Below are 15,214 nucleotides of genomic sequence, written 5' to 3' on the forward strand. Positions count from 1 at the left end.
TCACGACGTCACACCCCGGAGGTTCCCACCCATGTCCGAGTCGATTCCGTCCGCTGACTCCCCCGCCCCGGTGGTCGGCTACGTGCTGAAGATGTATCCGCGCTTCTCGGAGACGTTCGTCGTCTCGGAGATCCTGGCCCGCGAGGCCCAGGGCGAGCAGATCGTGATCTTCTCCCTGCGTCCCACCACGGACAGCCGCTTCCATCCGGAGCTCGCCCGGGTGAAGGCCCCGGTGGTGCACGTGCCGCGCCCCAGCTCGGCCACCCGCCTGTGGGACGCTCTCAGCGCCGGGCCGGCGTCGGGCGTGGCCGAGGCCTGGGAGGAGCTGCGCCGCCACAGCCATGACGACGCCGCCCAGGCCGTCGCCGTCGCACGGCTGGCCCGCGAACACGGGGTCACGCACCTCCACGCCCACTTCGCCTCGGTGGCCACCACGGTGGCGCGGCTGGCCGGGCGCATCGCCGGGCTGCCGTACTCCTTCACCGCCCACGCCAAGGACATCTTCCAGCAGGATGTGGACCCGACGGACCTGAAGGCCAAGCTCGCCGACGCCCACCATGCGATCACCATCAGCGGCTACAACCTGGCCGATCTGCGCCGCCGCTTCCCCGAGGCCACCGACACTCTGCAGCTGGTGCGCAACGGCCTGGAGCTCGAGCGCTTCCCCTTCACTCCGGACCGCGCACGTGGCTCCGACCCGGCGCGGGTGCCCCGGCTGCTGGCCGTGGGCCGGCTGGTGGAGAAGAAAGGCTTCAGCCTGCTGATCGAGGCCGTGGACGTGCTGCGCTCGCGCGGGGTCGACGTCGCCGCCGACATCGCCGGGGACGGGCCGCTGGCCGGGGATCTGACCGCCCAGATCGATCGGCTCGGACTGGACGACCGCGTCCGTCTGCTGGGTCCGCTCACCCAGGCCGAGGTCTCCGCGCGACTCGGCACCGACGACGTGTTCGTCGCCCCCTTCGTGGTCGGCTCCGACGGCAACGCCGACGGACTGCCCACCGTGCTCCTGGAGGCGATGGCGCGCGGCATCCGCTGCGTGGCCGCCGACGTCACCGCCGTCGGTGAGGTGGTCGTCCCCGGCGAGACCGGGTGGCTGGTGCCCAGCGGCGACGTCGGCGCCCTGGCCGACGCCCTGGCCGACGCGGTCCAGGAGGCCGTGGCCGAGTCCCCCGTCCATGACCAGATGGTCCACCGGGCGCGCGCTCTGGTGGAGGAGCACTTCGACTCCCGCCGCCAGGCCGCCGCCCTGCGCGCCCTGGTGCCCGTGGAGCGCACCGCCGCACCCGTCGGAGGTGCCCGATGAGGATCGCCTATCTGCTCGCCGACCCGGGCATCGGTGTCTTCGGCACCAAGGGCGCCTCCGTGCACGTCCAGGAGATGGTCCGCGCCCTGCGAGCGCACGGGCACGAGGTCACCGTCTACGGCACCAAGCGCGGCGACCGCCCGGGCCGGCCGGAGACCGAATCGGTCCCTGAGGACCTGGCGGATCTGCCGGTGGTGGTCGTCCCGGTGCCCGGGGCCAAGGACGCCGCGGCGCGGGAGGCCGGTGTGGCTCAGGTGGCCGCGGAGATGGCCCAGCTGGCCGCCCTCGACGGCGCTGAGGCCGTCTACGAGCGCTACGCGCTGTTCTCCGACGCCGGCGCGCGGCTGGCCGCCCGCACCGGGATCCCCTTCGCGGTGGAGGTCAACGCCCCGCTCATCGCCGAGCAGCAGACTCACCGCAGCCTGCACGACGAGGCCTCCGCCTGGGAGGCCACGCGCCGCACCTTCGCCGCCGCCGACATCGTGGCCTGCGTCTCCGGCCCGGTGGCCGACTGGGTGCGTCAGGTGGAGGGCGACGCCGCGGTCACCGTCATCCCCAACGGGGTCAACACCGACCGCATCCGACCTGGTCTCGGCGCCGATGCCGACACCGATGCCGAGCACCATGCTTCCCTGCGCCCCTTCACCGTGGGCTTCGTCGGCACGCTCAAACCCTGGCACGGCACCGAGATCCTGCTGCAGGCCGTGGCCGCAGCCACCGGCAATGCCGCCGACGCCGGGGGCACGCGCCCCTGGCGGCTGGAGATCTGCGGTGCCGGCCCTCAGCTGGACCCGCTGCGCGACCTGGCCCAGCGGCTGGGGCTGCAGGACAGCATCCACTTCCACGGTGCGGTGGCGCCGGCCCGTGTTCCGGAGATCCTCGGTCGCTTCGACGTCGCGGTCGCGCCCTACCCGATGCCCTCCCCTGGGGCCGAGCACTACTTCTCTCCGCTGAAGGTCTACGAGTACCTCGCCGCCGAGGTCGCCGTGGTCGCCTCCGCCGTCGGGGAGCTGCCGGAGGTCCTGGGCGACGGCGCCCACGGCCTGCTGGTCGCCCCGGGTGACGTCGACGCCCTGGCCAACGCCCTGGATCAGCTGGCCCGGCGTCCTGAACTGCGGGCCCGGCTGGCCGCCTCCGGGCGGGCCGCCGCCGTCGCTGAGCACAGCTGGCAGCACCGCTGCGCACAGCTGCTCGCGCTGCTGCCCACTCCGGAGCACGTCGCATCCGAGCAGGTGAGCCCCCGATGAGCGCCGCCTCCGCCGCCTCCCGCCGCCAGCACCGTCAGGCCGTCTCCCGGACCCTGCGGATGCTGCTGCCGCATCTGGGCGAGCACAAGCTGCTGATCATCCTCGGGCTCATCGCCCTGGCCGGTGATGTCGCGTTCCGCATCCTGGAGCCCTGGCCGGTGAAGTTCGCCGTCGACGCCGTCACCGAGGCGCTCGGCGCCCAGCTGGCCGAGACCACCGGCCTCGCCGGGGACGTCACCACCACAGTGGTGCTGTGGGCGCTGCTGCTGGCCGGAATCGTCGGGGGGCGGGCCGTGTGCAACTACGTCTCCACCATCGCGTTCGCCAAGACCGGGGTGAAGGTGGTCACCCGGCTGCGCACCCGGGTGTTCGACCACATCCAGTCACTGTCCCTGCGCTACCACTCCACCGCCTCGGTGGGTGACACCTCTCAGCGGCTCGTGGGCGACATGGGCCGGCTGCAGGAGGTCGCGGTCACCGCAGGACTGCCGCTGGTGGGCAACGTGCTGACCCTGGTCGCCCTGTTCGTGGTGGTCATCATCATGAACCCCACGCTCTCGCTGGTGGTGCTGGTCACCGCCGGGCTGTACTTCGTGATCTCCCGGTTCTCCTCCCCGAAGATCTCCTCGGCCTCCCGAGCCACCCGCAAGGGCGAGGGCCAGCTGGTGGGGGACGCCGCCGAGGCGCTGGCCGCCATCCGCGTGGTGCAGGCCTACGGCCTCGAGTCTGTGGTGGCCTCCAGCTTCGCTGCAGGCAACGCCACCGCGTTGAAGGCCGGCATCCGAGCCCGTAAGCTCGCCGCCCGTCTGGAGCGCTCCACCGACGTGCTGGTGGGGATCTCCACCGCCGTCGTGCTCGGCTTCGGCGGCTGGCAGGTGCTGCGCGGGGTGATGACCCCCGGGGACATGGTGTTGTTCCTGATGTACCTGAAGATCGCGATGAAGCCGCTGCGGGACATGGCCAAGTACACCGGCCGCATCGCCCGAGCGGCGGCCTCCGGCGAGCGCATCGCCGACCTGCTGGACGAGCCGGTAGAGATCACCGACCCGGACCCCGCCCTGCCGATGGGGCGGGTCTCCGGCGACGTCGCGTTCTACCGCGTCACTGCCCGCGACGGCCACGGCCGGGAGCTCTTCGAGGACCTGAGCCTGCACATCCCGGCCGGTCAGCGTGTCGGCCTGCTGGGACCCTCCGGGTCCGGGAAGTCCACGCTGGCGGGCTACCTCCTGCGGCTGGCCGACCCCGACGACGGCGCAGTGCTGGTGGACGGCTGCGACACCCGGCGGGTGCGGCGGGCAGACCTGCGACGCAACATCTCCATCCTGCTGCAGGAGTCTGTGCTGTTCGCCTCCTCGGTGCGGGAGAACATCCGCTACGGACGGCTCGACGCCACCGACGACCAGGTCGAGGAGGCGGCCCGCCGGGCGGGGGCCCATGAGTTCATCCGCGCCCTGCCGCAGGGCTACGACACCGTGCTCGGCGCCCGCGGGGACACGCTCTCTGGGGGGCAGCGTCAGCGCATCGCCATCGCGCGGGCCCTGGTCCGCGACGCCCCCATCGTGGTGCTCGACGAGGCCACCACGGGCTTGGATCCGGCGTCCCGCGCCCTGGTGGAAGCCTCGCTGCGCGAGCTCACCCGAGGGCGGACCACAGTCGCCATCACGCATGATCTCAGCACCCTCCAAGGTCTGGACCGCATACTCTGGCTTCAGGACGGTCGCATCGTCGAGGACGGCTCACCGGACGAGCTGCTCGCCGACGAGTCCAGCCGGGTCGCTCGCTGGGCGTCGACCCAGCAGGAGACCTCGCCCCGGGAGAGCCCCGAGGCGGCGGCCGTCGACGGGACGGCGGGTGTGCCCGCCGCGCGGCAGCGCGCGGAGGACCCCGCCCTGGACGAGAGGGCGAATGCGTGAGCGCAGCACGAACCACAGCGGAGCCGGCACCCGAGGACGCCGCCCGGCCGCTTCAGGCGGCGCGCGGAGCGGTCTCCCCGGAGGAGCTGGAGACACCCATGGAGTCCCCGGAGATCCCCGCGGGCGCCGCCGATCCGGATGAGCAGCTCGCCCAGGCCACCTACCGCACGATGCCGGTGCCTCCGGTGAAGATCCGCGCTCCGCAGGCGCATGAGGCCGATGTCGCCGTGGCCGAGATCGCCCAGCTGGACCAGGTGGCCCAGCTGCTCGACGACGCCGCCCTGTCCAGCTGGCTGGGAATGCCGGTGCGCGGCCGGCACCTGCGGGTGAAGCCGGAGCGCAGCGTGGTGCTGGCCTGGGAGCGCACCGATGTGGACCTCACCGGCGGGGAGCCGGTGGACGTCGACGCCGAAGGTCCGGCGCACCACGGCTGGACCGTCATCTCCCGCGACCAGGACAAGTACGCCAAGTCTCTGGCCCGCGCCGAGCGGGTGGACCAGCGCCTCACCGTCCACCAGGACGAGCCCGTCTATCGGGTCTCGGGCTCCCTGTGGTCGGACCCGGCCCTGGCCCGGGAGCTGCTGGAGGCCCGTCAGGCTCTGGCCGAGACGGCCGGCGCTGAGGTGCCATGGCGGGTCCTGCGCTACAACCCCCGACGTCGGGTGGTCGCCGTCGTGGAGCTCGACGGCGGCCCCCATGTGGTGCGGGTGACCGCTGAGCCCGCCGCCGCGCAGCTGGAGACCGCCGACCGGTGGCGTCGGCTCGGAGTGCCGTTGGAGCCGGTGCGCCCGCTGGGTGACCGCGGCACCGCCCTGCTGACCCCCTGGTGGGGTCAGGGCGACCTGCTGGAGCACCCCGTGGAGTCCGCGGCGGAGACCGCCGGGACCATCGTGGCGGAGCTCCACGTCCGTTCCGGCGAGCTGGGCGAGGCTCCTGACCGGGTGCTCGACCCGGATGTGGCCGAGGCAGTCCACGCCATCGGACTCATCGCACCCTGGCTGGGCCAGCGGGCCGACATGCTCGCCGAGATGATCTCCCCGCTGGTGGAGGAGGCGGAGTCGGCCGAGCTGGTGGAGCTGCACGGCGACCTCTCCCCCGACCAGGTGCTGGTCTCCGGCGACGACGGCTCCCGGGTGCGGATCATCGATCTGGACCGCGCCGGGCAGGGCCCCGCGATGCGCGACGTCGGCTCCTGGGTGGCGTCCTGCCGCGCGGCCGACCACGTGGAGCTGGCGGAGGCGTTCCTCCGGGGCTACCGGGAGATCACCCCCATAGATGAGGAGTCCCTGGCCGCGTGGGAGGCCTACGCCCATCTTCGCGCCGCCCTGGACCCCTTCCGCCGGCGGGAGGAGAACTGGCCGCAGAAGGCCTCGCGGCGCATCTCCATGGCCGAGCGGTCGATCCACGGATGAGCGCACCCCGCACCGGGTCGGCGCTGTCGCCGCTGCCCCCGGAGCATCTGGACACCGAGGCCGGGCCGGTGACCGTGACGCGCGTGTGGCCGGAGAAGCGGTCGCCGGCCGCATCGAGTCGAACACGACTTGCGGTGGAGGCCCTTGACACCTCCGGAGCGCTGCGCGCCGGGTGGTATCACAGCGGGACCGGAGTTCTGGAGCTCTTCGAAGCGTGGAGCGACCCGCGACTGCCGCAGCTGACGGAGCTGCGTGGCCCCGGCGCCGTCGTCGTCTCTCATCGGCCGGGTCGACGGGCCGTGGTGCGCCGAAGCCCGGACGGCACCACGTCGGGTCACCAGGACGGCTCGGCCGTGGAGTTCCGCAAACTGGTGCGGCCCGGTCGTGCCCAGAGCATCCTCGACGGCGTGGCGCGCGCGGCGACCTTCGACGGCCCCTTCCGCACCCCGCGGGTGCTCGCTCATGACGAGTCCTCGGTGGCCTTCGCCGCCTTGGCCGGCGCAGGACTGCATGAGGTCAGTGAGGACGACGCCGCCGCAGGACCCGGTTGGGCCCGGGCCTGGGGCGAGGTCCTGGAGGCGTGGCGCGAGGCGGTGCTCCGCCCGGCTCCTGCATCCGGGCTGCCGGTGCATGCCCCGGGAGACGAGATCGCTGTGCTGCGCCGCTGGACGGAGCAGGCCATGCCGGTGCTGCGGACGGGCCAGGCGGAGGCGGAGCTGTTCATCGAAGCCGTGGAGTCGACCGCCGTCGCACTGCAAAGGCTGCCGCAGATGACCCCGCGGCCCGCCCACCGGGACCTGCACGACAAGCAGGTGCTCTGGTCCGCCGACCAGGGGCCGGGGCTGCTGGACGTGGACACCGCCTGTCTCGCCGACCCGGCGCTGGACCTGGGGAACCTGCGGGCGCATGCGACCTGGCGGCACCGCCAGCGCGTCTGGAGCGCGGGCCAGGCAGAGGAGGTCCTCCTGGCGGTGGACGGCACGGCCGCGGAGCTGTCCCGGGTGCTGGACTCTCCCGTGGAGGACGCCGTGGCCGTCTATGAGCAGGCCAGCCTGCTGCGGCTGCTGTGCGTCTACGCCTTCCGTCCGCGGTATGCCGCTCTGGCCGACCAGATGCGTGGCGAGCTCCACCCGGCGACCTGAACCTGGGCCGCTGGATCTGTGTCCCTCGTGTCGGGATGCGTCTCCCTGATGAATCGCGGCGGCGGTTTCTATCGGTGGTCGTCCCCGCACCGGGGACAGCGCTCGGCCCGCCGCCGTCTTGTGGTCTGGACCAGGACGTAGGGTGGGCCCATGAGTGAGATCACCGAGGCCAAGAAGGCGGCCCGGGCGCGGATCCGATCAGCCCGCAGCACCCTCGACGTCGCCGAGAGTGCTCGCCGCGCGGAGGCTCTGGGACGGGTGCTCGAGGAGCATGTGCCGGCCCGGGCACGCGTGGCCGCGTATCTTCCGATGGCCCACGAACCCGATGTCCGGCCGTTCCTGACCCGGCATCTGCGCCGCGGAGGCCAGGTGCTGCTCCCCCGCGTCGCGGACGATCCGGTGCCCCGCGTGGAATGGGTCAGCTGGGCCGCGCAGTCCGAGACACGACGCCACCCTGTGCTGCCTCTGGACGAACCGGTCGGCCACGCTCGGACGCTGAGTGACGTCCTGGCCGAGGGCCCGCTGCAGATGCTGCTGCCCGCCCTGGCCGTGGACACCTCCGGGCATCGCCTGGGCCAGGGCGGCGGCTACTACGACCGCATGTTCGCCGAGGTGGAGGCCGCTGACCTGCGTGAGCAGGTGTCCGCCTGGGCGGTGGTGGGACCGGAAGAGGTCCTGCCAGCCGGGTCCTTCCCCGTGGAGCCCCATGACCTCGCGGTCGACGCGGTGGTGACGCCCGAGGGGCTCCGCAGACTCCGCTGACCCGCCGGCGCCTCGCGGCGGTATAGAATCAGTGGTCGGCAGATGTCCATGCGGCGGCACCCGACCGGTGAGCCTGCCGACTGTCCCCTGACTGAGGAATCCGATGCCCACGTACTCCTACGCCTGCAAGGCCTGCGGCCACGCCTTCGACATCGTCCAGTCGTTCAGCGACGACTCGCTGACCGTGTGCCCGGAGTGCTCGGGCACACTGCGCAAGAAGTTCGGCAGCGTGGGGGTGACCTTCAAGGGATCGGGCTTCTACCGCACCGACTCGCGCGGCTCCTCCTCCAGCTCCGAGTCGTCCTCCAGCCCCTCCTCCAGCTCCTCCTCGGCGCCCAAGCCCGCTGCGGCCTCCGCCACGGCCGACTGAGGCACCGGCCCTCGACGTCGGGCCTGCCCTCACCCCACCAGGCTCAGATGCAGACGCCCCTCGTGGGCTGCCTGCGCGATGTCCTGGGCCGTGGACGGATCCACCCCGACGACCAGCACCTGACCGGCGTCGCCGGCCTGCGGAAACCAGTCGTCGCTCTCGCCTGAGGGGACCCACAGCACCAGCGCGGCACGGGCCACAGTCCGCGAGGAGGTGCCGTCCTCCAGCGACTCGGAGGAGAGGATCACGTCCACCCGCTGGCCCGGGCTGAGCATCCCCACCAGCGCCGTGTCCGCCGGGCGCACCGGCACCGCCACATGGTCCTCGGGCTGGCCCGCCAGCAGCCCCGGGCCGACCAGCTGCGACGGCAGGACCATCGCCCCGCGAGGCAGCGGGACGGCTGCCTGGCGGCCCAGCAGATCCTCCACGCGGACCGGCTCCTCGCCCGGTACGGCCTCGGCGTCCACCGAGACCTCCTCCAGCACCGCGGCCGTCAACTCATCCCCGGCCGAGACATCCTGGGTCACCCGCACCGCCGTCGCCGTCTCCCCACGGGACTCCACACCCGAGGCGAGCCCGGCCAGCACCGCACCCAGCGCGCAGAGCAGCGCCAGGGGAACCCGCAGACGCCGCAGCCTGAGGCCCAAGCCTCCTCCGCGCAGCCTGCGCGCCACCCGTGGAGGGCGACGTCGGACGCCTGAACGGGGCGGCGTCGGGGATCCCGGTCTCTGGGCCTGTGCACGACGGCTCCGCCGCGTGATCGTGCCGGCAGCGGTCCCCGCGGATCGTCGGGCAGCGACCGCGCTGCGGGAGTCGGCGGGTCCGGCGGATCCGCCGGGGCGCGGCGGCGGTGGGAGGCGAGCAGGTCCTGCGGTGAGCGTCATGCCCTCCACCCTGCCGCTCACAGACCCACACGACGAGAACGTCGGGCGAGGCTGTGGATCGTCGCGCGTGTCAGCGCCGCACGCGACGGACCTGTGGAGGAACACCCCACCAGCGTCGAGGACTCAGTCCCAGTGGGGTGGGCGCTGCTCCAGGATCCATCGATCCCGCGCGCTCAGGGGCGACTTCCGGTCAGGGTCAGTCCCTCCGGAGCCTGACGCCCCCTTCGAGGCCGGGGCCGCATCGTCCTGCGCAGAGTCTTCCAGCGAGGCGGGGATGAACGCCTGCGACTCGGTCTCCTCCGGCTGCCCGGAGGTGGCGGGCGCGATCACGCGACGCCGTCCCCGGCGTCCCGAGCGCTGCGCCCCCGCCCCGTCCGGATCCGTGCCGTCGGGCGCGTCGGCCGCAGGCGTCATCGCACCCACTTGCCGCGCTCCCGCGGCGGGGCCCAGGTGGTGGCACGCCGATGCGAATCTTCGTCCTCCGCGTCGGCGGCTCCGCCGAAGCGAACCCGCGCCCCGGCACCGTCGCGCGGCAGCCGCTCCGCCAGCGCTCCGGTGGTGTTCAGCGCGATCCGTCCATGCTCGGCGAACTCGGGACCGGCGGCCAGGCCCACCTTCTCCGCGACCACCTCGGTGCAGCGGATCGGATCGGAGAACACCTCGATGGTCCACAGCACCAGATAGTGCCAGCCCAGCGCCTCGAAGGCAGCAGGCCGCTGCCGGGAACGTTCACGCACACTCATCGCCGCGTAGGTGTCCGTGCCGTCGGAGACCATCGCCAGCGGCACCACCGGTGACTGCGGGCTGATCTTCCGCGGGCAGGCCGCCAGATCCAGCGTGCCGCGGAATCCGTCCTCCACACGACCCCCGCGAGCACGGATCCGGTCCACCAGGTCCAGCACCAGCGGGTCCTTCAGGGAACCAGAGCCGGAGGGGTTGTCCTCTGCACGCAGACCCAGCTCGATCAGGCGCCGCATCAGAGCGGCTCCGGACTCCAGCCCGGCAGGGTCCAGGTCCTCGGGCGCCAGAGACGTCACCACGGTCAGCTCGCCGCGCGCCCGCGTCGTCGCCACGGCGAACAGCTCTTCGCCGCGCGGCTCGGAGAGCTCTCCGAAGTGATGCACCGGTTCGCCCTTGATGCTGCGCCCATAGCCGAGCGAGAAGATCACTCGGTCCCGCACCAGATGGTGAGCACGTTCCACCGGGGCGACGACGAAGCTCTCCCCCTCGTCAGAGTCGAAGAAGGGCCGCGCCCAGCTGTGATTGGCCAGGTTCACCCGGATCGCATCCGCCACGCGCCGAGCATGCCACTCGGAGCCGGTGACCACCGCCAGCGACCGGTCCTTGCTGGTGCGCACGTGGTCGAAGACCATGTCCACCACCCGGTTGACCTCCACGGTCGGAGACTCCACCGAGTCGCGTGCGCCCGGTCGGCCCAGGGCGTCACCGAGGTGCTCCACCACCAGACGGCGGCCCTGCCCGGTCAGCTGGGCGGCATCGGGCAGACGCTCCAGATCCCCCTCGTAGAGCGCTTCGGAGAGCAGCTCGGTCAGCTCCTGGTCCACACCCCTGTGCACCCGGCGCAGCCGGTGCTGCGGGAGCACCTCGGCCAGCTCCGCGAAGATCGACGTCGGCACCTGCTGCCCCGCCTCGCGGGCCGCGGGATCCGCCGACACGTGGAAGGGCTTCGGGGTGCCGGAGACGGGGTCGCCGAAGGCGATGACCTGCTCGGCCCGGGAGATCGGGCCCAGCGCGGCCGGCACCGACAGCGTCTCCGCGTCCAGCAGGATGACCGTGTCGAAGCGGGCCTGGGCCGGGAACTGCTCGGCCACACCCAACGGAGAGCTGGTCCATACCGGCACCAGGGGCTGGGTGAGCGCGCTGTCGACGGCGTCCAGCCCGGTCACGGTGGGCTCACCGTCGCGCAGCAGCTCCTTGAGCCGGGCCGCAGCCTCCGGGTGGGACTCGACGGCGGACTTCCAGCGCACCGCCAGCGCGTGGGTCAGCCGCTGCGCGCCGGTCTCCACATGGGCGGCGTCGGCGGCCCGGAACTCGGCCTCGATGCTGCGGAGATTCTCCCCGGTGGTCATGGCCAGGTAGTCGTCGCCCGAGATCATCGCCTCCAGCGCGGACTGCCACCAGGCCAGCTCCAGCTCGTCGGCGACACGCTCGGCGGGGACCTCGCGGGCGGAGAAGTCGTCCATCAGCTCACGGAAGCCCTGCTCACGCAGCTGCTCCGTGACCAGGGTGCGCTCCGGCAGCGTCTCCAAGGGCTTCTCATCCTCGGCGAGAGTCTCCACCGTGGAGATCATCTCCTCGGCCGGCATGTCCAGCAGATCCCGGTCGGCGTCGTCCTCAGGATCCACCGGCCGCAGCACGCCCACCAGCTTCTCCAGCCGAGTCTGCACATGCCCGATCATGTCGGCCAGCCGGTCCAGGCTCTTGGGCACCTTCGGCTGGGAGTCCTCCACGGCGTGCCGGGACCACTCCTCCCGCTCGGTCTGCACCTCGATCAGCGAGGAGTGCAGATCGTTGATCGACACCCCGGGGCGGACATACTCCTTGGCGACCCGACGCAGCCGGGAGCGTGCCATGGAGCTCATCTCGATCTCGTGCTGGCGGCGCCACCAGCCGGGTGCGGTGGCGGCGATCAGGTCGTCGACCGGCTTGGCATAGACGTCATGGCTGAACCGGCCCAGCGACTCCTGGACCCGCTGGAACAGCAGCACCTGGGCGTGCCAGTCGGTGAAGCTCTCCCCCATCCTCAGGCCGGTCACCGCGGTGGCGACCTCCATCTGCGCCTTCAGCTTGGGGAGCTCCTCGCGGAGATCCTTCACCAGGGCCATCGCGTCCTCGGTCTCCTGGCGATTCCGCAGCCGGGCGTTGTACCAAGGGCTGGTCCGGGTCTCCGAATCGAAGGCGCCCAGCTCCGCGGCGCGACGCAGCTTCACCGTCACCTGGCTGCGGTCCACCGTGTTGTCCAGCACCGAGCGCTTCAGCCGCACGGCGGTCGACGGCGCCGGGTTCAGCGAGGTCAGTGCGGCCAGGGCCTGCATGGCCTGGTAGGGCGAGCAGTTCCAGCGGGAGCGCACATTGTGCAGGGACTTCACGTGGTCCAGCAGCTGATGCCGCCGGTCCACGAGACGCTGATGCAGGGCGGCCAGGCGCGGGGGCTCCGCCCGTTCGGCACGTTTGATGGCCCGCACCATCTGCTCCCGCAGGTCCTCGCCCGTGGTGGAGGCCGGCACGTGCAGCGCCAGCGTCCCCAGCCGGGCGTCCTTCAGACGACGGCGGAGCTCCTCCAGAGTGGAGGTGCGCTCAGCGACCACCAGCGTGCGGCGGCCGGTCCAGGCCAGAGCCGCCACCGCGTTGATCGCCGTCTGGGTCTGGCCGCTCCCTGGAGGGGCCGAGACCACCATCGAGGCTCCGGCCTCGACGGCGTCCAGCACGGCCTGCTGATCCGGGTCGGCGTCGAGGACAAGCTTCTCCTCCCGGGGGTCCCGCTCGTCCACCGGAGGGGCCTGAACCTCGGGTCCGGCCAGGCGGTCGGAGGTCGCCAGCGCACGCAGCACCGGGTGCTCGCGGTCGAGGGCCTCCGGGTTTCCCAGGTCGGCGAGGTCCGCGAAGGTGGAGATGTAGGTCTGTCGCCACACCTGCAGGGCATCCACGGAGTCGGCCACCAGGCGGCTGAGCAGCTCAGCGGTCCGGACAGGGTCGAAGCGGGCTGTGGCGTAGCCTGCGGCGTGGAACTCCTCCGCGTCCAGCGTGATGCCGTGCCGGCGGTCCATGTGGCGAGCCAGGGCGGGATTCAGCCGGGCGGGCGCGGAGAACTGGATCTCGTAGTCGTCGTTGTCCGGGCGGGGCCTCAGCGTGATCGGCACCAGCATCACCGGAGCGGTGAACTGCTCGGCGCCGGCGTCGGTGGTCTCGGTCCAGGAGGCGATGCCCGCAGCGAGGAAGCCGACGTCGATGCCACGCTCCTCGGCCATCTCCCGCACCTTGGCGCGGATGCCTCGAGCGGCCTCGCGTCCGGCGGCGAACGCGCCGGATTCGTTGAGCAGAGTGGACAGCCGCGTCCGTCGGCCGGCCAGCAGCTGCATGAGCCCGGAGGAGTTCGACTCGGTGAGGTCGACGGCATTGTGCTGGGAGGGGGTGAACCGCAGCATCGTGTCGTTCTCCGTGCCGGAGTGCAGCGCCTCCACCCAGGCCGTCACCGGGTCGTCGGCCTGCGAGGTGCGGATCTCCGCGAGCTCGCTCTGCGTGAACTCGGAGGTGTCAGCCGGCTGGAAGTCATCGGATGACGCCTCGGCCGACTCCTCGGCCTCGGCCGCGGCTTCGATCTCCTCCGCGGACAGCTGGGTCCTCTCCTCAGACGTGGACTCGTCTCTGCTCACTTCTGACCTTCCGGCAGGATCACCTTCACATGGACGTGTGATGCTAGATCATTCCCATTCGATAGTCCCCGGGGGCTTCGAGGTCACATCGAGAGTTACCCGGTTGATCTCCTGGACCTCATTGGTGATGCGGTTGGAGATGCGGGCCAGCAGGTCGAAGGGCAGGCGCGACCAGTCAGCGGTCATCGCATCCTCGGAGCTGACCGGTCGCAGCACGACCGGGTGCCCATAGGTGCGACCGTCACCCTGGACGCCCACTGAGCGAACATCGGCGAGAAGCACCACGGGCATCTGCCAGACCTCGCCGTCCAGGCCCGCGGCGGTGAGCTCCTCACGGGCGATGGCGTCGGCGCGGCGCAGGATGTCCAGACGCTCGGCGGTGACCTCTCCGATGATACGGATGCCCAGCCCCGGCCCCGGGAACGGCTGGCGCTGGACGATCTCCGCGGGCAGCCCCAGCTCGGCGCCCACGGCACGCACCTCGTCCTTGAAGAGGCTGCGCAGCGGCTCGACGAGTTTGAACTGCATGTCCTCGGGCAGCCCGCCCACATTGTGGTGAGACTTGATGTTGGCCGCACCCTCGCCGCCGCCGGACTCGACGACGTCGGGGTAGAGGGTGCCCTGGACGAGGAACTCCACGCGAGCACCCTCGGCGGCGGCCTCCTGCAGCACGGCGGCCTCCGCGGCCTCGAAGGCGCGGATGAACTCGCGGCCGATGATCTTGCGCTTCTGCTCCGGATCCGTCACCCCGGCCAGAGCGCCGAGGAAGCGGTCACGCTCGTCGGCCACATGCAGCTTCGCCCCGGTGGCGGCGACGAAGTCCCGCTCCACCTGATCGGCCTCGCCCTCGCGCAGCAGTCCGTGATCGATGAACACACAGGTCAGCTGCTCGCCGACGGCCTTCTGGACCAGGGCGGCGGCGACGGCGGAGTCGACGCCGCCGGAGAGCCCACAGATGACCCGGGCGTCGCCGACCTGCTCGCGGATCGCCGCGACCTGCTCCTCGACGATGTTGCCGGTGGTCCACTCCGGGGTCAGGCCTGCGCCGTCGTAGAGGAAGTTCTCCAGCACCCGCTGGCCCTGCGGGGAGTGCTTGACCTCCGGGTGCCACTGGACGCCGTAGAGCCGACGCGCCTCGTCGGCGAAGGCCGCCACAGGGGCGCCGTCGGAGCAGGCCAGGACCTCGAAGCCCTCCGGTGCACGCTGCACCGAGTCCGAATGGGACATCCAGGTGGTCTGCACCGTGTCGGTGCCGTCCAGCAGCGAGTGCGGCGCCGTGGCGGAGCGCACCTCCGTCTTGCCGTACTCACGGTCGCCGGTGCGGGCGACCTCCCCGCCCAGGGCGTGGGCCATGGCCTGGAATCCGTAGCAGATCCCGAGCACCGGGATGCCGGCCTCGAAGAGCGCGGACTCCACCGCCGGGGCGCCCTCTGCGTACACGCTGGAGGGGCCGCCGGAGAGGATGACCGCCGAGGGGCGACGGTCGATGATCTCCTGGGCCGAGAGCGTGTGCGGGACGACCTCGGAGTAGACGCGCGCCTCACGGACGCGGCGGGCGATCAGCTGGGCGTACTGGGCGCCGTAGTCGACCACCAGCACGGTCTGCGCGCTGTGGGCCGGGCGTTCGGCGGCGGGGGCGGGGCTCTCAGATGTCACCCGACCATCCTACCGGTGACTCCCCACCCCTGCTGGGCACTCCCTGCTGGGCACTGACCGCGGGGCGCCGTCGGGCGTCCTCACTGTTTGACGGAGCCCAGCATGATCCCCCGCACGAAGTACTTCTGCAA

At 72.0% G+C, this 15,214-nt stretch carries 11 protein-coding genes; 7 read left to right on the plus strand and 4 right to left on the minus strand.

Annotated features, from left to right (window positions below):
* Positions 1 to 31 precede the first annotated feature (31 nt).
* From Q7C18_RS14535 to Q7C18_RS14565, 7 genes are all read left to right on the plus strand, one after another.
* Positions 32 to 1,303 (plus strand): glycosyltransferase, encoded by a 1,272-nt coding sequence (locus tag Q7C18_RS14535; RefSeq protein ID WP_311025980.1) that lies wholly within the window; start codon positions 32 to 34, stop codon positions 1,301 to 1,303.
* Positions 1,300 to 2,550, plus strand: coding sequence for a glycosyltransferase family 4 protein (locus Q7C18_RS14540; RefSeq protein WP_311025981.1), 1,251 nt, complete (start codon positions 1,300 to 1,302; stop codon positions 2,548 to 2,550). The genes Q7C18_RS14535 and Q7C18_RS14540 overlap by 4 nt, the downstream gene beginning before the upstream one ends.
* Positions 2,547 to 4,463: an ABC transporter ATP-binding protein gene (locus Q7C18_RS14545; protein ID WP_085437771.1), complete on the plus strand. Its 1,917-nt coding sequence runs from the start codon at positions 2,547 to 2,549 to the stop codon at positions 4,461 to 4,463. The genes Q7C18_RS14540 and Q7C18_RS14545 overlap by 4 nt, the downstream gene beginning before the upstream one ends.
* A complete protein-coding gene (locus tag Q7C18_RS14550; protein WP_311025982.1) occupies positions 4,460 to 5,875 on the plus strand; it encodes a phosphotransferase in 1,416 nt (471 codons plus the stop codon). Before Q7C18_RS14545 ends, Q7C18_RS14550 begins: the two co-directional genes overlap by 4 nt.
* Complete coding sequence (locus Q7C18_RS14555; protein WP_311025983.1) at positions 5,872 to 7,017, plus strand: phosphotransferase; 1,146 nt, start codon at positions 5,872 to 5,874, stop codon at positions 7,015 to 7,017. Before Q7C18_RS14550 ends, Q7C18_RS14555 begins: the two co-directional genes overlap by 4 nt.
* A 150-nt stretch (positions 7,018 to 7,167) precedes the next feature.
* Positions 7,168 to 7,779, plus strand: a complete 612-nt coding sequence (locus Q7C18_RS14560) for a 5-formyltetrahydrofolate cyclo-ligase (protein WP_311025984.1) — start codon at positions 7,168 to 7,170, stop codon at positions 7,777 to 7,779.
* Positions 7,780 to 7,882: 103 nt separating this feature from the next.
* On the plus strand, positions 7,883 to 8,149 hold the full coding sequence (locus Q7C18_RS14565) for an FmdB family zinc ribbon protein (protein ID WP_070159051.1): 267 nt from the start codon (positions 7,883 to 7,885) through the stop codon (positions 8,147 to 8,149).
* Positions 8,150 to 8,178: 29 nt separating this feature from the next.
* On the opposite strand, the gene cpaB is transcribed toward Q7C18_RS14565, so the two are convergent.
* The 4 genes from cpaB to guaA form a co-directional block, all read right to left on the minus strand.
* Entirely contained in the window at positions 8,179 to 8,796 is a 618-nt protein-coding gene (cpaB, locus tag Q7C18_RS14570) for a Flp pilus assembly protein CpaB (protein ID WP_311025985.1), read from the minus strand.
* 360 nt (positions 8,797 to 9,156) lie between these two features.
* Complete coding sequence (locus Q7C18_RS14575; protein ID WP_311025986.1) at positions 9,157 to 9,447, minus strand: hypothetical protein; 291 nt, start codon at positions 9,445 to 9,447, stop codon at positions 9,157 to 9,159.
* The gene (locus Q7C18_RS14580; RefSeq protein ID WP_311025987.1) at positions 9,444 to 13,427 is read right to left on the minus strand and encodes a DUF4011 domain-containing protein; all 3,984 of its coding nucleotides are present in this window, start codon (positions 13,425 to 13,427) and stop codon (positions 9,444 to 9,446) included. The genes Q7C18_RS14575 and Q7C18_RS14580 overlap by 4 nt, the downstream gene beginning before the upstream one ends.
* A gap of 48 nt (positions 13,428 to 13,475) precedes the next feature.
* Positions 13,476 to 15,026, minus strand: coding sequence for a glutamine-hydrolyzing GMP synthase (gene guaA / locus Q7C18_RS14585; RefSeq protein ID WP_311025989.1), 1,551 nt, complete (start codon positions 15,024 to 15,026; stop codon positions 13,476 to 13,478).
* Between the last annotated feature and the right edge of the window lie 188 nt (positions 15,027 to 15,214).

The organism is Nesterenkonia sp. CL21 (assembly GCF_031705515.1).
Taxonomy (GTDB): Bacteria; Actinomycetota; Actinomycetes; order Actinomycetales; family Micrococcaceae; genus Nesterenkonia; species Nesterenkonia aethiopica.